General features: G+C 44.1%; 20 protein-coding genes and 2 pseudogenes. 11 read left to right on the top strand and 11 right to left on the bottom strand.

From position 1 onward, the window contains the following. Window positions 1-151 precede the first annotated feature (151 nt). Entirely contained in the window at window positions 152-622 is a 471-nt protein-coding gene (locus VST71_08340) for a hemerythrin domain-containing protein (GenBank protein MEC4685724.1), read from the top strand. A gap of 61 nt (window positions 623-683) precedes the next feature. Here VST71_08340 and VST71_08345 read toward each other — a convergent pair whose 3' ends face one another. Next, window positions 684-1,400, bottom strand: coding sequence for an SDR family NAD(P)-dependent oxidoreductase (locus tag VST71_08345; GenBank protein ID MEC4685725.1), 717 nt, complete (start codon window positions 1,398-1,400; stop codon window positions 684-686). A gap of 232 nt (window positions 1,401-1,632) precedes the next feature. Here VST71_08345 and VST71_08350 point away from each other — a divergent pair, with 232 nt between their 5' ends. The 9 genes from VST71_08350 to VST71_08390 all read left to right on the top strand — a co-directional run bounded on the left by VST71_08350 (window position 1,633) and on the right by VST71_08390 (window position 8,365). After that, entirely contained in the window at window positions 1,633-2,079 is a 447-nt protein-coding gene (locus tag VST71_08350; GenBank protein ID MEC4685726.1) for a MerR family transcriptional regulator, read from the top strand. A 4-nt stretch (window positions 2,080-2,083) separates the two neighbouring features. Then, complete coding sequence (locus VST71_08355) at window positions 2,084-2,512, top strand: mercuric transporter MerT family protein (protein MEC4685727.1); 429 nt, start codon at window positions 2,084-2,086, stop codon at window positions 2,510-2,512. A gap of 55 nt (window positions 2,513-2,567) precedes the next feature. Next, a complete protein-coding gene (locus VST71_08360; GenBank protein MEC4685728.1) occupies window positions 2,568-2,909 on the top strand; it encodes a heavy metal-associated domain-containing protein in 342 nt (113 codons plus the stop codon). 44 nt (window positions 2,910-2,953) lie between these two features. Further along, a complete protein-coding gene (gene merA / locus VST71_08365) occupies window positions 2,954-4,600 on the top strand; it encodes a mercury(II) reductase (protein MEC4685729.1) in 1,647 nt (548 codons plus the stop codon). Window positions 4,601-4,784: 184 nt separating this feature from the next. Beyond that, a complete protein-coding gene (locus VST71_08370; GenBank protein ID MEC4685730.1) occupies window positions 4,785-5,477 on the top strand; it encodes a cytochrome c3 family protein in 693 nt (230 codons plus the stop codon). Between the two features lies 1 nt (window position 5,478). Continuing rightward, window positions 5,479-5,742 carry a hypothetical protein gene (locus tag VST71_08375; protein ID MEC4685731.1) on the top strand — a complete coding sequence of 88 codons (264 nt, stop codon included), beginning with the start codon at window positions 5,479-5,481 and terminating at the stop codon, window positions 5,740-5,742. Beyond that, entirely contained in the window at window positions 5,736-6,350 is a 615-nt protein-coding gene (locus VST71_08380) for a ubiquinol-cytochrome c reductase iron-sulfur subunit (GenBank protein ID MEC4685732.1), read from the top strand. Before VST71_08375 ends, VST71_08380 begins: the two co-directional genes overlap by 7 nt. Window positions 6,351-6,366: 16 nt before the next feature. Continuing rightward, on the top strand, window positions 6,367-7,623 hold the full coding sequence (locus VST71_08385) for a cytochrome bc complex cytochrome b subunit (GenBank protein MEC4685733.1): 1,257 nt from the start codon (window positions 6,367-6,369) through the stop codon (window positions 7,621-7,623). Next, window positions 7,613-8,365, top strand: a complete 753-nt coding sequence (locus VST71_08390; GenBank protein ID MEC4685734.1) for a hypothetical protein — start codon at window positions 7,613-7,615, stop codon at window positions 8,363-8,365. The genes VST71_08385 and VST71_08390 overlap by 11 nt, the downstream gene beginning before the upstream one ends. Window positions 8,366-8,399: 34 nt before the next feature. Here the strand turns inward: VST71_08390 and VST71_08395 are convergent, their stop codons facing one another. From VST71_08395 to VST71_08415, 5 genes and pseudogenes are all read right to left on the bottom strand, one after another. Continuing rightward, window positions 8,400-9,110 (bottom strand): DUF190 domain-containing protein, encoded by a 711-nt coding sequence (locus VST71_08395; GenBank protein MEC4685735.1) that lies wholly within the window; start codon window positions 9,108-9,110, stop codon window positions 8,400-8,402. After that, the gene (crcB, locus tag VST71_08400; protein ID MEC4685736.1) at window positions 9,111-9,485 is read right to left on the bottom strand and encodes a fluoride efflux transporter CrcB; all 375 of its coding nucleotides are present in this window, start codon (window positions 9,483-9,485) and stop codon (window positions 9,111-9,113) included. Between the two features lie 135 nt (window positions 9,486-9,620). Then, window positions 9,621-9,860, bottom strand: coding sequence for a hypothetical protein (locus tag VST71_08405; protein ID MEC4685737.1), 240 nt, complete (start codon window positions 9,858-9,860; stop codon window positions 9,621-9,623). Further along, a pseudogene (locus VST71_08410) lies at window positions 9,837-10,883 on the bottom strand (MFS transporter). The gene VST71_08405 and the pseudogene VST71_08410 overlap by 24 nt, the downstream one beginning before the upstream one ends. Before the next feature lie 122 nt (window positions 10,884-11,005). After that, entirely contained in the window at window positions 11,006-11,830 is an 825-nt protein-coding gene (locus VST71_08415; GenBank protein MEC4685738.1) for a M90 family metallopeptidase, read from the bottom strand. Between the two features lie 281 nt (window positions 11,831-12,111). Between VST71_08415 and VST71_08420 the strand changes: the two genes are divergently transcribed. Then, a complete protein-coding gene (locus VST71_08420) occupies window positions 12,112-12,711 on the top strand; it encodes a phospholipid scramblase-related protein (protein ID MEC4685739.1) in 600 nt (199 codons plus the stop codon). 160 nt (window positions 12,712-12,871) lie between these two features. On the opposite strand, the gene VST71_08425 is transcribed toward VST71_08420, so the two are convergent. The 5 genes and pseudogenes from VST71_08425 to VST71_08445 all read right to left on the bottom strand — a co-directional run bounded on the left by VST71_08425 (window position 12,872) and on the right by VST71_08445 (window position 16,176). After that, window positions 12,872-13,063 carry a hypothetical protein gene (locus tag VST71_08425; GenBank protein ID MEC4685740.1) on the bottom strand — a complete coding sequence of 64 codons (192 nt, stop codon included), beginning with the start codon at window positions 13,061-13,063 and terminating at the stop codon, window positions 12,872-12,874. A gap of 164 nt (window positions 13,064-13,227) precedes the next feature. After that, window positions 13,228-13,398 (bottom strand): annotated as a pseudogene (locus VST71_08430) (addiction module protein). A gap of 266 nt (window positions 13,399-13,664) precedes the next feature. After that, window positions 13,665-14,522: a cation diffusion facilitator family transporter gene (locus VST71_08435; GenBank protein ID MEC4685741.1), complete on the bottom strand. Its 858-nt coding sequence runs from the start codon at window positions 14,520-14,522 to the stop codon at window positions 13,665-13,667. Window positions 14,523-14,652: 130 nt separating this feature from the next. After that, complete coding sequence (locus VST71_08440) at window positions 14,653-15,531, bottom strand: alpha/beta fold hydrolase (protein MEC4685742.1); 879 nt, start codon at window positions 15,529-15,531, stop codon at window positions 14,653-14,655. 135 nt (window positions 15,532-15,666) lie between these two features. Continuing rightward, a complete protein-coding gene (locus VST71_08445) occupies window positions 15,667-16,176 on the bottom strand; it encodes a hypothetical protein (GenBank protein ID MEC4685743.1) in 510 nt (169 codons plus the stop codon). Window positions 16,177-16,551: the final 375 nt, after the last annotated feature.

Below are 16,551 nucleotides of genomic sequence, written 5' to 3' on the forward strand. Positions count from 1 at the left end.
CAATACTGAAACAAGTTCAGCACATGGTTCAGAGCCTGCCCTGAATTTAGTTCAGGGGTGACAAAACAAGAGTTTACACAACAAGTTCTTAAGTGGTTGATTTTGACGAATATGTCTCTCTGAATAGTTGCCGGGTTAATATCAACAAGATTTGATATACTTCTGTGTTATACTTAAAATAATAATAACGATAAAAGGAAAAGCAATGTTAATTACAGACGAGTACAGAAGACAGCATGAAGAAATACTGGAACTGGTAAATAAACTGTCCGGGTACCTCAACGAACAGAAACTGAAAAATGATGCACAGGAAGCAAGAAAGATTTTATCGAAATTATCAGGAGCGCTAAAAGTACATCTTGCAATGGAGGATAATTCATTATATCCAAGACTTCTGGCAAGCAACGACGATAAAATCAGGAAGATAGCAAAGCAATTTATTGAAGAAATAGGCGGTATTGCACCAGTCTTCAACAACTACCTGAATAAATGGCCCAACCCTGCTTCCATAGAAAGTAACCCCTCGGAATTTATAAATGAAACCAGCGATCTATTCAATGCACTGAAAAACAGGATAGACCGTGAAAACAATATCCTCTATCCCCTGATTGATAAAACTTAAAACCGAGGGATAAACGGTTATTGGAAGCATATCCACTTTTATTTTATCAAGGTCGAATAAATCAGATCCTGTCATAAATAAAATCAGGCATAACCTTTAATAACCACCCAATAAGTCTCCAGCGTCTGGTAATATAGGCATGACTCTTCTTTCTCTTTATCACATTAAAGATTTGCTGTGCAGCCTTTGGTAGTGGTGCAACCCAGAAAAGTCCGTCCCCTTTCGCCATTGCAGTGGCCACAAAACCCGGTTTGATATCCGTTACCACAATGGGCAGATTCAGTTTCCTGGCCCTTTTGCGTAACCCTTCCATATAGTTTGAAATAAAGGCCTTGGATGCATTGTAGGAAGGAGAATCTCCGTCACCTCTGATTGCCGCCACCGATGAGATAGCAACAAGGTGTCCTGAACCTTTCTGAAAAAAGTGATTCATAGCCACATTCGCCATGGCTGCAAAACCTGAAACATTGACATCAATAACCTCTTTTTCCATAGACCATTGGAGGTCCGGACTGATAAAGCCTACACCGGAACTGATTATACAAAGGTCAACTCCCCCAATCTCGGAAAAGAGTTCCTCGAGTTGACTCATTGCATCACCAGGGCTGGAAACATCAATGTATTTTATAACGGATTTATTTGGAAGTTCTTTCTGTAGTTCACTCAGCAGATGTGTTCTTCTTCCCGCAATTCCAACAACATAATTATTTTCGGAAAGAATTCTTGCCAATTCTCTTCCAATGCCTGAAGTTGCACCGATAATAACAGCACTTTGCATAAACAATTTCGTCAGGGGGTAAACTTTTTATACTGACAACTGTGGAATTATGGGTTCTTCCATCATGTTTTGTCAAGATCACGGATTGTTCCCTAAGATATTTAAACCTCAACCCAAGAGATAAAACAGCACCGGGGAACGTAAAACTCCTTATCGCTGAATCCGGGTTAAAAAAGGCTTGACTCTGTACTTAGGTACAGGGTTTATACTACTGTATGCTGGAGGTGAAGCGATGGAGAGTTTAAGCATAGGCCAATTGGCGAAAACAGCAGGAGTTAATATTGAGACAATCCGGTATTATGAACGGCGGGGACTTATACCCAGGCCTTCCCGGCGGGAATCCGGTTATCGTCAGTATACACGGGAGACAGTCACCCGTATTCAATTCATCAAGCGTGCCAAGGAGCTTGGATTCTCTCTCAGGGAGATACTGGAACTCCTCTCTTTAAGTCTCGATCCTGCCACCACCTGCGTTGATGTTAAAAAACGGGCAGAGATAAAGATTGCAGACATCGAAGAAAAGATTCGAATTCTTCAGGGGATGAAAAAGGCCCTTATAACACTGACAATGGAATGCAAAGGCAGTGGTCCGGTCAGTAAGTGCCCAATCCTGGAAGCACTGCACAGTGACGCGGAAGCGGTAAAAAGGAGTGCTGCAGGCCGGAATAAAAGGAGCTGATATTATGAAAGAAAACTTGCACGGAATAACCGGGGATGCCTCTTCTCCCGTGGCAGAGATAGAGACTACCGAGGGCGTGAGGAAGGCAAAGCACCGTTTTACCTCCTTTGGCCCTATGGCGATTATTGCAGCTCTGTTGGCCTCTGTTTGCTGCGTGGGGCCATTTGTCCTGGTAATGCTTGGTATTAGCGGAACATGGATCGGAAACCTGGCGGCGTTCGAACCCTACAAGCCGGTCTTCATCCTCTTCACTATCGGCTTTCTTGTTGCAGGATTTTATAGCGTCTACAGAAAACCGAAGGAGGAGTGTGAACCCGGCAGCCTGTGTGCCAACCCTAAGACAAAGAAGGCTCAGAAGGTTGGACTCTGGGTTGCCACTGCAGTTGTGGTCTTCCTCCTGATTCTTCCTTATCTGATTGTTCTGTTGGCATAGAAAAAAACCGCCATTCTCTGAATGGCTCACAAAAACAAGGAAGGAGGTTTTACTGATGAAATCCATTATCAAGACCCGCAAGATGTTTCTGTCAGTCTTTATCCTTTTGTTTCTGCTCTCCTCTGCAGTCTACACGGGTTATGCATGGAGTGCTCAAGGCAACTTAAAAAAGGTTATCCTGAAAGTTGAAGGCATGAGATGTATTACCTGTCCGGCCACTGTCAAGGCTGCCTTAAAAAGGCTTCCGGGCGTAATCAATGTTGACGTAAGTTACAGGGAAAAAACGGCAACAGTCCGGTACAGGAAGGACGAGGTAACAGTGGAACAGTTGATAAAAGCCATAAAAAACAGCGGATATGGGGCCGAAGTGCTCCCCGGCATTAACGGCGGAAAGTGACCGGTCCATAAAAACTGCTGCTACAGGAAAGAAAGGGGTTGACTATGAAGAGGATTGGACTAAATATAATAGGCATGTCATGTAAAGACTGCATCTCAAAAGTCAAAGAGGCATTGAAAGCCGTAAACGGTGTAACGGATATCAATCTAAATCCTGAAAAGGCTATGGCATGGTTGAATGCACCCTCTGGGGTAAGCCCGGATGAGGTTGTCAGGGCTGTGGAAAATGCAGGCTATCAAGCAACGGTGCTGACAGAAGCAGATGTCCCTCTTGCAGCACCAAAACAGAGACAGGAAATTGTCATCATTGGTGGAGGCTCTGCCGGATTTGCAGCGGCCATAAAGGCGTGGGAACTGGGGGCAAGGGTCACCATTATTGAGCATTCAACCATTGGTGGCACATGCGTTAATATCGGATGTGTGCCGACAAAGACACTTATAAGGGCTGCACAGACATATTACCAGAGTTTCCATCATAATTTTGACGGCATAGATGCCCACCCCGGGCCTCTTGATTTCAAGAAGGTCATTGACCAGAAAGACTCCCTCGTCTCCACACTGCGAAGGGAAAAGTACGAAAAAGTTCTGGACTCGTATAAAGGAATGCGATATATAAAAGGGCATGCGCTGGTAAAAAGAGACAGCAAGGACAGGATTACTGTAGATGCAGGCAGAGAAACATTGAGACCTGATAAGCTGATCATTGCCACAGGGGCACACCCGTGGATACCACCGATAAAGGGGCTTGATAAAACAAAATATCTTACAAGTACTGAGGCGCTGGCCCTTGAAAAAGTGCCCCGGGAGTTGATAATTATCGGTGGCAGTGCCCTGGGTCTCGAGTTTGCCCAGATATTTTCAAGGTTTGGCTCAAAGGTTTATGTCATAGAGGCGATACCCTATGTATTGCCTCCTGAGGGCGAGGAGGTGGGTAATGCAATAGCTGGGTATCTTGGACAGGAGGGTATTGAGTTTTTTACGGGCGCAAAGATTAATATGGTCAGGTACAATGGTGAATACAGAATCGATTTCAAAATGAATGGCAAGTCTCATTCCATAAATGCCGAACAATTGCTTGTAGCAACAGGCAGGAGGGCCAATACAGGGGGGTTTGGCATTGAAGAAAGCGGAATAAGAATCGGTAAAAAAGGCGAGATAGAGGTGAATCAATATCTCCAGACATCACATCCTGATGTCTATGCAGCAGGTGACGTAATCGGTGACCCGATGTTTGTTTATGTTGCTGCACTTGCAGGCACTACAGCTGCAGAGAATGCACTTTCCGGTAACCGACAAGTCTTTGACCTGTCAGTGTTGCCAAGGGTTACGTTTACCGACCCCCAGGTCGCCTCCGTCGGCCTGACAGCAGAGCAGGCAAAGTCACAGGGCATTGATTATAAGTCGTCAAGGCTTGATATGAAACATGTCCCGCGGGCACTTGCAGCAAGAGACACAAGGGGATTTGTCAGGCTGGTTGCAGAAATGGATACAGGCAGGCTCCTTGGTGCACAGATTGTATCTCCGGATGCAGGGGAGATGATTATGGAGGCGACACTATCAATCAAATATAATATAACCATCTCAGAGCTTGCAGCGCAGATACATCCATACCTCACCCTGTCAGAAGGAATAAAACTTGCCGCACAATCATTTGACAGGGATGTATCCAGACTCAGTTGTTGCTCGGCTTAGAGAGATCACCGATTACCACATGTCTCTACGGATAGACAGCCTCTCTTTTTTATGAGCCTTCATACTTTCTTCATACTCTTGGTATACCTTCAGTATTAGGTTCGTATAATACAACACTGTCAAACAGCAAAGCTGAAACGTTATGAATAATAAAAAATATGTTCTTATATTATTAGCAGCAATTGTGTTATTTACCTACCCACTAACTGCACATGCAGATCAAAAAAGAGAGAATGCCTGCATAACATGTCACGAATCCCTTGGTGAAGAACTTGCTAAGCCTGTTTCAGACTGGAAAGGTTCGATTCATCAGCAGAATGGAATTGCTTGTGATTATTGTCACGGTGGAAATGCAGACATCAAGCTCAGGGATATAAAGCAACTGTCTCAAAAACAATTTGCAAACATGAAGGCCCTCGCAATGTCAAAATCCAATGGATTTATTGGTGTACCCGTTGGGAAGGCAATGTTTGATACCTGCGGGCAGTGTCACAGTGAATCCGTTGACAGATATGCAAACAGTATCATGGGGAAGGCATATCTTGACAACAAAGGAGGACCTTCATGTGTCACCTGCCATGATGCCCATCATAATTCCATGCCCGAGGTTCCAAAGGTATGTGAGAGTTGTCATAAGGATACAACCGGGTTTGACCAGATAGATCCCATGAATGTCAATATAACGACTATTAACACACTTTCACGGATAAGGATAAAGATAGCCGAACAAAAGGCAAGGGGAAATAAACCACCGCTGATTCCTGAATTCCCGGAAGAACTCGATGCATTCCAGATAGGTTTTGTAGCATTTGGTGCGGTTATTATTCTATTCATCATTGGTTATATTACCTATCTATTACTGGAGAAGAGGAGATAATATGGGGTTTAAGGTTATACATGAAAAGAGACCAACATACTCAGGGGGTGCCATGATTGCAATTATACTCCTCTCCATCATACTGCTTGGCACAGGTATTGTCTTCGCCTACCTCCTGATATCAGGCAAGGGCAATGATTACATAATGGGTACCCTGATATCTCTCCAATTTCTGATTGCAGGCATTGAGGTTGTTATATTTTCAAGATATTTTATCCCGTTCAGGGAGGTATCGGAGGACCGTGAGGAGGAATTGTTATGGTAGATGAACCCTCCGGGGATAAGGGAGACAAAAAAGGTATAACGCGGAGAAGATTCACTCTCGGTATAATCATTGCGTCTATTGCAGGCGCATTGGGCTCCCTCCTGTCGCTCCTTAAAATTCTGGCACCGGAAGAGAAAGGCGGCGGTTATGTATCGACCATCAAACCCGGGGACAGGTTTATTTATGCAAAAGGAACTAATACCGGGGATTATATAAAGGTTTCGTCACTGAATATCGGTGATGCCGTGCTTGCATATCCGGAAGGTAAAACATCAAATCCCGCAAATATTGTCCAGCTGATTAAGCTGGATGAAAGTGCTTATAAAGCACCTACCCACATCAATCTTACGGATCAGGGCCTTATAGCCTACAGCGCAATATGCACTCATCTTGGATGCACTGTTTCCTGGGTAGAAAAACAACAATCTCCCGACACCTCATACACGGAATGTTTCTGTCATAACAGTATATTCGACCCCACCAGAGGGGCAAAGGTCCTGGGTGGCCCTGCACCAATTCCTCTCGCACAGATCGGGGTTAAAGTAAGAGACGATGGGACACTTGTCTTTACGAGCGATTTTACAGGGCCTATCGGTCCACAAGTATGAGGAAGCGGGGGTTAAAATGATTTTTAAATGGCTTGACGAGAGACTGGAACTCAGAAAATTCAAGGATAAATTTCTGAGCAAGACATTTCCGACACATCCCACATTCCTGCTTGGTGAGATAGCGCTGTTTTCTTTTATCATACTTATCATCACCGGCATCTTTCTCGGGTTTCTTTACGAACCTTCCACTAAAATGGTTCCCCTGTTCGGTGCAATGGTTCCGTCAGCCTACGCAAGTGTGGTAAGGATAGACCTGCTTCCCATGGGCATGATCATAAGACGCATACACCACTGGTCAGCGATGATAATGATAGCCGCCATTCTTGTCCACCTTATGAGGGTTTATTTTACCGCATCATACAGGAAACCGAGGGAGATTAACTGGCTTGTCGGACTCAGTCTATGGGGTATTGCCATGGGTGCGGCTTTTACAGGGTACCTGTTGCCTTACAGTAATTTCTCTGTAACAGCAACATCCATAGCCTATTACATGGCAAAGTCAGTGCCATGGATTGGGGACTGGATTTCAAGACTCCTGTTTGCAGGTGATTTCCCTTCAAGTGGTACAGTTCCCCGTTTCTTCTTTATGCATGTTATGTTGATCCCGATAGCCCTTATCGGCCTAATCGGCCTGCATATGTTAATACTGGTAAAACAGAAACACACGGAACCACTTTCAAATAAGAACAGAAAGGAGGCAGAGGGCGGCAAGCGGCTCATCGGTATCCCCATCTGGCCGGAGCAGGCAGTCATCAGTCTATCGTTCTTCTTCTTTCTATTGTTTACAGTTGTTCTGATCGCTACATATATCCCGTTGAACCCGATAGAAACCTATGGTCCACCTTCACCGGGAACGCCGGTTATGCGGCCTGACTGGTATTTTCTGATTGTATACGGTTTCCTGAAGTTAATACCGGGGAATCTGTCGTTTTCTGTTCTGGGTGGCAAGATCACACCTGAAACTATCGGTGGGGTTATCTTTCCCACATTTACTTTTGTCGTTTTTGCATTGATACCGTTTCTTGACAGGGGGAAGGGACCTCAAAACTACATTGAAAATCCACTTCACCGGCCTTTTATGACATCATTCGGCATAGGAGGTGGAATCTTCCTCTGTATGCTTGTAGTAGCAGGTTATATAGATGTACTTCATATCACACCGGAAGCAATGACTGTCTATACAATCCTTTCGAGTTTGGCGGCATGGGGCATTTCCTACACGGTTTTGCGCCTTTACAACAGGAAGAGAATGGGGGGAGATAATGTCAGATAAATATATTGTAAGTTTACTTATCATACTAAGTGCTATATTAATACTGTCAGCACCCGGCCTTGCAGATGAAGGCAAAAAGACAGAGAATGCCTGCGTTAACTGCCATTCTAAACTTTCGGTCAGCAGTTTCGTGGGGATTAAATCACATGACTGGAAGGGCTCGATACACCAGAAACACGGTGTAACCTGTGATAAATGCCATGGCGGTAATCCTGCTGCCATGGATAAGAACAAGGCACACACAGGGGTCTTGAGTTCAAGCAATCCGCAAAGCAGGGTTTACTATAAAAATATCCCGTCAACCTGCGGGAGCTGCCACGGAGCCGAGTTTTATAAATTCACCCAGAGTTATCATTTTAAAAAACTTGAAGCAACGGGCAAGGGGCCTAACTGTGTGACATGTCATGGCTCAATGGTTACATCTGTTTTAAATCCGGATGACATAGCAAATGTGTGTGTGAGGTGTCACAACAAAAGGATAGGGGTGTTTCCATACATCCCGCAAAAAGCAAAGGCCGTACTGCTTTTACTCAGACAAGGCAAGGCCCTGCTTGCCGCGGATAAAGAGCTTTACAAACCTGAAAAGGACTCTGCAGAAGCTGCTTATTTACAGGAGGCTCAATCATCTCTGTACTCGGCCAAACTGCAATGGCACAAATTTGACCTTGACGCTATTGTAAGAGACTTGCAGGAGATGAACAATTCTCTGGAAAAGTTGTCCCGTAGCAGTTCGCGTCCATAAATTATCAGGTTCTAAGGGAACGAATCGTCATGGGTTACATCAATTCAGATTCAGCACCTATGGTGGTGTACTTTATCACGTCCACATCTGACAGAACCACAATGCCCTCCTGCACCATATCATCCAGGACGGGTAAAATCTCCTTTATCTTTTCTTCCGTATCAATGACTGTAATAAGCACAGGCAACTCACCGCCACGGGAGAGAAATTTCATCTTTCTGAACCTCCGCCTGGGACCATATCCAGCCACAGCCTTGTAAACAGTGGCACCGGCAACATCCATCATGATAAACCTCTTCACAATCGCCTCATACAGTGTCTCACCTTCCCATTTGTGGTCCTCCCTGACAATGACCCTGAGCATCTTTGCCTTTCCCTGCAATTTCATCCTCTCACCCTCCTCCTTTTTCTCCTCCTCAACGCCGCACTTTATTACATTCGTATCACTCACCTCTATAAGGCCCTTCTCCACCACCTGATACACATCTGGAAGCACCCTGTCGATCATCTCTTCAGAGTCAACAACCTCTATCTTCACAGGCATCTTGCCTGATAGTGCAAGCATCTTTGTTGTATGGTATACACCATCCCTGCCATAACCTGCAACACCCCGGAACACACTGACACCGGCAATCTTCTTTTTATAAAAGATGTCTACAAGCACCTCATAGACAGGTTTTTCCCCATACCGGTCAGATTCATCCACATATATGGAAAGCTTCTTTGCCAGTCCCTTCTTCAGCATTTAGATCCTCCTTGCAATCAATTCGCCTGCCTTTAATGCAATCAGGCCAAAGGCTACACTCAAGACAATATTCGCCGCAGACAAAAACCATTCACCATCGTAAAGAAGGGAACCCGTCTCATACTCAAAGGTGGAAAACGTGGTAAATGCCCCCAAAAATCCAACGGTAAGGAAGAGTCTCACTGATGGAGAGGCGAATATCCTCTCGGTAAACAGCGTCATGGCAAGACCGATAAAGAAGCAGCCCGTTATATTAACCACAAATGTCCCGAGGGGAAAGGATCTCCCCCACTTCTGGCCCACCCAGGCACTTATCAGAAACCGGGTCACAGCACCTATAAAGCCACCAATACCGATCATTAATATATTATACATGCCGGTCAAATCCCCTTGCCTGAAAGATATTCTATTATGTCGGTCTTTTTTCCATCCCTGCTCACTGTAGTATAGTCTACTCCCAACAATACACCGATTTCAACCCCTCTAATCCTCCTGCCCCGTATAATATGCTCATTGCAATCTGCCCCACCTGTTATTGCCCTGTTTTCCGGCCAGAGATTTTCTTCCCATAATTATTGCAGTTAAGATGAGCGGCACCGCTGTCAGCAGATACGGCATATGGATATCCCATGTAAATATGAGGCTCCCTACTACCGGGCCCGCAGCCTGTCCCAGACTATTGGCAGCGCTTTGCAGGCCAAGTGCGGCTCCAGCGTGTTTGCCGGCGCGTTTACTAACCAGTGATGCCAGACCGGGATTAAGAGCGGCCATGCCAAGTGCAAACAATACTACGTAAAGGAGAATAAAGGTCATGGTCCGTGTTGTCATCAATAGAATCAGGGCAATCCCCATGAGTCCGAAACCAAGGGCCAACATGGGCATTTCACCAACCCTGCCGATGAACCGGCCCACCACTCCGGCCTGAGCAGCAGCCATGATAAACCCGCATACCATAAACACAAGGCCCATCTCCGACGGCCCGAAATTCATAACCCTCTGTGCATGCAGGGCAAATGTGCCTTCAAACAGGGATAAGGCAAAATAACCGAGAAAGGATAATACAAGCATATCAAGCAATGATTTGCGTATAACCTTCCAGCTGATATCAGGTTGTGATATGCTGTCTGGAGACTCTTTCTGATGCTGTTCACTGCCTGATATCCGGATTGATTCAGGCAGGAAACGCATGGTTGCCAATAAAGCAATAACCGCCAGGACTGCTGCTGCGAAAAACGGTATCGAAAAGTCATTAACATAGAAACCGCCGAAACGGTATTCAATGTGCCACTTCAGCCCCGACAGGTATGCACCCAATGCCGGGCCAGCAACCACTCCCAGCCCGATAGCGCTGCCCAGCCATGCCATCCCCTACCCACGCTCTGTCTCGGAAGTCAGGTCCGCAACATAGGCGCTTGCGGTAGGCAATACGGCGGCTGAAAGAATGCCGCCCAGAATGCGGGCGGTATAGAGCATAAACAGATTCGTCCCTAAACCAAAGAGTGCCATAAAAACAGCGTAGCCACTCAATCCGATCATAAAGAGCGGACGGCGGCCTATCCGGTCCGACCACCTGCCCCAGAGCGGAGCGAAAAAAAACTGCATAAGTGCAAAGACTCCGGTCAGGAGGCCGACGTGAATATATGCCTTCTGAGCCGTGGCACCCTCAGCCAATGCCAGCCGTTCGATATAAAAAGCCAGCACCGGCAGGGTAAGCCCGTAGCCGATCATGACCACAAACAGGCAGAAAAGAAGAATACCAAGCCGGTTTTTCATTGAACCTTTCACCTATGCTTTAAAAGTTTTCCTGAAGAGGTTGTGGGGCTCTGAGGCCGGGAAGGGGAAAAAGTGCCTGCGCACGGTAGAGCGGCTGTTTTTTCCTGCATAATCCTCGTAATTTAAAACCACCGGAGCGGATCCATCTTATAGTAGAGTTTTAATTCCTCGTAGAGTTCGTGATGCTTTTTGTTGAGTTTTGCCGGCTTTTTGAAAAACGCCTCTGTGATCACCGCAAAAAACTCCGCCGGATTGGTCGCTCCGTAAGAGTCAATCACATCCTTGTGATGCTTTTTCACCTTCTCGACGAGTTCTCCATACTCGCTGCTCAGAATCCTCGCCCAGGCAACGTAACTGGATCCCTGCTCAAGAATCGGTGCTCCGTCAGCGCTGCCATCCTCCTGATCCAGTTGGTGGGAGAATTCATGCAGAACAACATTGTGTCCGTCTCTGATATCCAGGGACTCCTCCTTGACATGATCCCATGCCAGCACCAGTTCGCCACTGTTCCATGACTCGCCAAGCCTGGCGCTGTCCGTCTGAACAGGAATCCCTCCGACATAGGATGTCTGCTTGGCAACGTAGGCCCCGGGATAGACCAGTATGGTTTTCAGCCTGGGATAAAAAGTGGGGTTTCCCTTCAACAACAGCAGGCATGCCTGCGCTGCTATGGTCACCTTGATTGCCTCGGTAAGCTGCAGTCCGCCGCAGCCCTCGAATTTCTTTTCATCCAGAAACACATTTATGTAGCCGTGAAGCGGCTCCCTGATATCTTCTGGAAGGTGCTTATACAGGGCCACGTTTTTCAGGAGTATTTCCTCCCACTCCCGGGGAAACGGCTGCTTCATCAGCCGTTGACGTCTGGCGTTGCGCAGATGTGTTCTGCCAACGACAAAGGCCGTGATCAGGACGACAAGACCAAGGATAAAAAATACAGGGCCGCTCAACGTACTATACCGTCCCCTGTGTGTACCCGGCCTTGTGTCTCAGTGAACATACTCTTGTTATGTATCATGGTCTGAGAAATATTATAGCAGAATGCAACGGCTACCGGTGAAATGCCGGTGTATGATATACTTTCAATAATCTGGCACTGATAAGGCATCTGTTTATACTACAGCCTTAACTTGACCGGGAAGTCGCTGGGGCTTTTCCCCTACGCCATTGCCTCGAGGGGGCGGAATTTCACGTTATCCGGGTATTTGAAATGTAAAGAGAGGAGATTAAAATGCAAAGACTTTCATCAATAAACGCATTAATTGTGAGTCAGAAAAAGGAATGGGGGGAGATACTCACCGGATTTGAAACTAAAAACAAATACGTTGTGATGGACCCTTCCGGTACTGAGCTGTATATGGCCTTTGAAGAAGAGGGTTCCATGATTTTGCGGGTTTTTCTTAAGGCATTGCGTCCTTTTGAGATTAAGGTCTTAACCTTTGATAATAATCCTGTCCTGAAGTTGAAGAGACCTTTTCGGTTCTATTTCCACCAACTGAACGTTTTTGATTCACGAGGAACCCTTTTGGGGTCAATACAAAGGCGCTTTTCCGTATTACGCCGTATCTACTCGGTATCAGACGCTTCAGGCCAGGAGATGTTTCAACTTTTTGGACCAATTCTTCATCCCTGGACATTTGAAATCAGAAAGAATGGCATTGAATATGGCAAAATCACAAAAAAATGGAGTGGACTTTTGAAAGAAGGTTTTACTGATGCAGACAATTTCGGTGTCTCTTTTCCCACAGGATGGGATATAAATGTGAAATCCCTGGTTTTGGGTGCTGTGTTTTTGATCGATTTCGTTCATTTTGAAAATAAAGGCAAGTGAGAAGATTTTTGAAGCAAGTTTAGGCGATTACTTCTCCCTACTTCTCTGTTAGCAGGCTGGACACCGAGGTATGAACAAAAACACAATAATACAAAACCCTTCTACCGATCAGGCCAGAGGCGCGGCCTTGACTTCGAATGTCAACGATTTTAGTGACAGACTACCGCATCTTGAACCACTTGGAGGTCTCCTTGACAACTTCCTCGTGTGAAACAACCTTTCCATCACGAACATCTTTTTCAGCAGCCTCCAATTTTTGCCTAAGATAAAGGCGGTACATAATCTCATCTATATCTACTTCCTCTGGCAGGTCTTTTACTATTTCGAGAACTTGCTGTTTAGTAATAGTCATGTTACCCCTTTCTCTTTTCTACTCAAATAATAACATATCAGCACTGAACACTTAGTAAATCCCTAATTCAGAATATCCTCTGCAGAAATAAAAGACGCCTTTCCTTTCCTCTCTTTGTCCTCGAACTGCTCAATTATCTCCATATTAACCAGGTTTTCATATAGTTCTATCCTTCCTTCTCTATAAGCCTTAAGCCTTTTTTCTGCTTCCTCTGCCCATATCTCATCCAGCTTCTTATCCGGCTCATCAAGACTTTTTATTAAGCCTTCTACGAGCGTAAATCTTTCTTCTGGCTTGAGCTTCAAAGCCTGCTCAAGGATTTGTTTCGTACTCATAGCATTTCACCTCTCTTTCCTGAAACATACACTGCTTGGCAAGCAAATATACCTTGATATAATGATATTGAAAGCCTGTCCGGGAATATTTACTTTGCACTATATATCTTTTTCATACTATCTAAAGGGAAGATCATATGTCAACAGGGGTGGCCTGCTTTGTTTGGACAGGCAGAAGCGATTTATAAGTGATAAGCTGCTCATTCATGCCGCCACCCGCTTCTGAGTCTGCAACAACTTCCCGGAAGTTCATCGAAGTGTGCTGATTATATCTCTTTCGTTTCTATTGTTGAATGGAATATACCAAAATCATTTTTCAAAATATGTCTGACTTTTTCCTTTGCAGATTCATGTTCCACATTACTCAAAAGTATGTGGGCTTCGAAAAACTTTTTTTTATCATCAAGCTGCCAAACATGAATATCGTCTACTTCGTGAATATTATCTATCTTTTCTAATGAGGTCTTAATTTCATCTATGTTAATTCCTTCTGGAACTGCTTGCATGATTATTAATATAGATTTTTTTAGCAGTATCATTCCATGATAGATTACATAAATTGAAATTCCGATTGTGGCTATGACATCAAAAATATAAAGCTGATAGGTTATAATTAATATGCCTGCAAAGATAACGACAAGAGAAGCAAGAGCATCAGATATGTTATGAATAAAAGCGGCTCTGATATTCATGTTTTCTTTTGCTCCAGCCTTATAGGTTAATAATGCTGTACCTATATCTATTACTAAAGCAATTCCTGCAACCCAGAAAACAATCCAGCCATCGATTGGCGTTGGCTTGAAATACTTGCCTATAGCTTCGTATATTAAATAAATGCCAACTAAAATCAGTGATGTACTATTGATCAATACACCAATAATTTCTGCACGCTTATAACCATAAGTCATATTCTTATTGGCTGATTTCCTGCCAATCCTTCGTGCAACAATCGCCACCAATATCGAACCAGCGTCGCTCAGATTATGCAGGGCATCAGCAATAAGAGACAAACTTCCTGATAATAAACCGCCAATAATTTGTGCGACTGTCAATAAAACATTTATGAAAACTGCAAAGCCCAGTTTTCCGTCACTTGAATGAGTGTGATTATTATCATGTCCCATTTTTATATCTCAACAGGTTTAGGTAATCAATTTTAGCGCGATCTTTCGGATATGAATACAGAAGTCAGAGACGTCAGTAGCTTTGCATGGTGTGCTATACAACGTCCCGGAAGCTCGTCCCCTTTTATCTCTATCCAACCAGATATTTGTTAAACCATTCTATTTGCTTTTGTGAAGTGATCTCAAACTTTTCTCCTTCATACACCTCATAATGAGTAGCGTCTTCGACGCAATAGAATGATTTCGGATGATTGGCATTTTCGAATAAATATTCTGATTCTTTAAGAGGATTCACAGCATCTTTCTCTGCTGCTACAATAAATATTGGTACCCTAACCGCAGAGATGAAATTTTCCGGTACATACTCTATGGTTTGTTGAAGGGTAAGAATTGGGATTTTTACTCCTAATTTCGGAAATTTTTCAATCGCGGTTTTGAAGAAATCTTTTGACTGTTGATCAGTTAGTATTCGATCTACTGATAAATACAGGGGTTTATTTTTTGTAACTGCCCTTTGCCGTGCTTTCGTAAGCACCGTTTGGAGTTTCTTTTTCTCCTCATCGCTTTGACCACCCGTAATCACACGTTCACCATTGCCAAAAGTTAATTGAACGACCAAACATTTAACTCTATTATCCATAGACGCCGTTACGATTGCATTGGCGCCTCCAAACGACGTACCCCAAAGGCCAATCCTTTCAGCATCTATTTCCGGAACCGTCTCTGCATAGGTAATCGCATTTCTGATATCTACTATTTGTTCCTGAGGGATAAGACGACCTCTTTCCCCTTCGCTATCCCCAAATCCACGATAGTCAAAAACAATAGCAATAAAACCATTTTTTGCAAAGGACTCAGCATATGCTGGGAGAAGAAGTTCTTTAATCCCGGCAAACCCATGACATAGAATTATTGCCGGCAATTTATCTCCTTCAGAGTAATTGTCCGGCATATATAAATCTCCTGCGATTTTAAAACCTTCTGAATAAAAAAATATTTCTTTCTTCATCAGCACTCCTTATTTAATTTTCAATTTTTCCATCTAAGGGCTCGCCCAAAAATAAAAACCGTGAGAACAGCAACTTTATTTTCTTGCCCATCTATAGTTTTGCATAGTGTGCAGGGGATGTCCCGGAAGTTCGTCCTATTGACGGCTTTTAACGAAAAGTTTAATGTACCATCCGTCTTTTTTTCTTAGAAAGCCAATAGGCTCAGAATATTTATCATTAATTTTTCGTTCAGCCCATGCTTTCTTATCTGCAATGTCAAGGTTAAGTAGAACTTCACCAACAAATAATTTCTTAGAAATAGAACCTCCTCCGGCAACAGCACGACTATGCTTTTCTAAATCAGCCATCAACGCTGCAACGTCAAATACGTTTTTAAAAGCTGTCTTAAGAACTTCATCGTACCGTCTCCATTCCATTTTCTCCCAAACATCTTGAAGTTCTCTTAGCGGAATAGAATGGCGCTCACATATAGCCCTAAATTCATCATTTTTACCACCGTGCTTGGACATACTAAGTTTAAATGCATTATTCATTATCTTCCTCAGATCAGCCGGATCAAGACAAATAAAAAATCCGTGATAGTCGCCAACTTCCATTGCTTTCTGTGCTGATTTAAATACTTCTTCTGGATTATTACGATTCATATTCTTTTAGAGCTAACCAGTTTAGTAAATCAGCAAATCAGGGAGGTTTTTGCATACTATGCATAACTTATACATTATTAAGTTCCTCACCTCGTGCAATTCGATTTGTGCGAGGCTCCTGGTATGTCTAATCTTGGCCGTGGTAGTATGCTATAATCCTGCAATTTTATCAACTTTATTTTCTTGCCCATTAAGAGTTTTGCATAGTGAGTAACAACGTCCCTAAAGTTCGTCCTAGGCCTTAAAGAAGCGCGATAAAACAAAAAACAAACAGTAAGAGGTAGAAATGCCCCGAATCTATTGGTTAAAATAAGAAGCGTGGGAAGCGCAATAACCAAAGAAAGGGGCATTTCAAGTGAGCAAAATATCTAAAAA

This window comes from Nitrospirota bacterium (assembly GCA_035873375.1).
GTDB lineage: Bacteria > Nitrospirota > Thermodesulfovibrionia > Thermodesulfovibrionales > JdFR-85 > BMS3Bbin07.

Coding starts and splice junctions, on each gene's coding strand:
- VST71_08345 (MEC4685725.1), bottom strand. CDS start 1,400: ATGCAAAGTGCTGTTATTATCGGTGCAACTTCAGGCATTGGAAGAGAA.
- VST71_08350 (MEC4685726.1), top strand. CDS start 1,633: ATGGAGAGTTTAAGCATAGGCCAATTGGCGAAAACAGCAGGAGTTAAT.
- VST71_08355 (MEC4685727.1), top strand. CDS start 2,084: ATGAAAGAAAACTTGCACGGAATAACCGGGGATGCCTCTTCTCCCGTG.
- VST71_08360 (MEC4685728.1), top strand. CDS start 2,568: ATGAAATCCATTATCAAGACCCGCAAGATGTTTCTGTCAGTCTTTATC.
- merA (MEC4685729.1), top strand. CDS start 2,954: ATGAAGAGGATTGGACTAAATATAATAGGCATGTCATGTAAAGACTGC.
- VST71_08375 (MEC4685731.1), top strand. CDS start 5,479: ATGGGGTTTAAGGTTATACATGAAAAGAGACCAACATACTCAGGGGGT.
- VST71_08380 (MEC4685732.1), top strand. CDS start 5,736: ATGGTAGATGAACCCTCCGGGGATAAGGGAGACAAAAAAGGTATAACG.
- VST71_08385 (MEC4685733.1), top strand. CDS start 6,367: ATGATTTTTAAATGGCTTGACGAGAGACTGGAACTCAGAAAATTCAAG.
- VST71_08390 (MEC4685734.1), top strand. CDS start 7,613: ATGTCAGATAAATATATTGTAAGTTTACTTATCATACTAAGTGCTATA.
- VST71_08395 (MEC4685735.1), bottom strand. CDS start 9,110: ATGCTGAAGAAGGGACTGGCAAAGAAGCTTTCCATATATGTGGATGAA.
- crcB (MEC4685736.1), bottom strand. CDS start 9,485: ATGTATAATATATTAATGATCGGTATTGGTGGCTTTATAGGTGCTGTG.
- VST71_08420 (MEC4685739.1), top strand. CDS start 12,112: ATGCAAAGACTTTCATCAATAAACGCATTAATTGTGAGTCAGAAAAAG.
- VST71_08425 (MEC4685740.1), bottom strand. CDS start 13,063: ATGACTATTACTAAACAGCAAGTTCTCGAAATAGTAAAAGACCTGCCA.
- VST71_08435 (MEC4685741.1), bottom strand. CDS start 14,522: ATGGGACATGATAATAATCACACTCATTCAAGTGACGGAAAACTGGGC.
- VST71_08440 (MEC4685742.1), bottom strand. CDS start 15,531: ATGAAGAAAGAAATATTTTTTTATTCAGAAGGTTTTAAAATCGCAGGA.
- VST71_08445 (MEC4685743.1), bottom strand. CDS start 16,176: ATGAATCGTAATAATCCAGAAGAAGTATTTAAATCAGCACAGAAAGCA.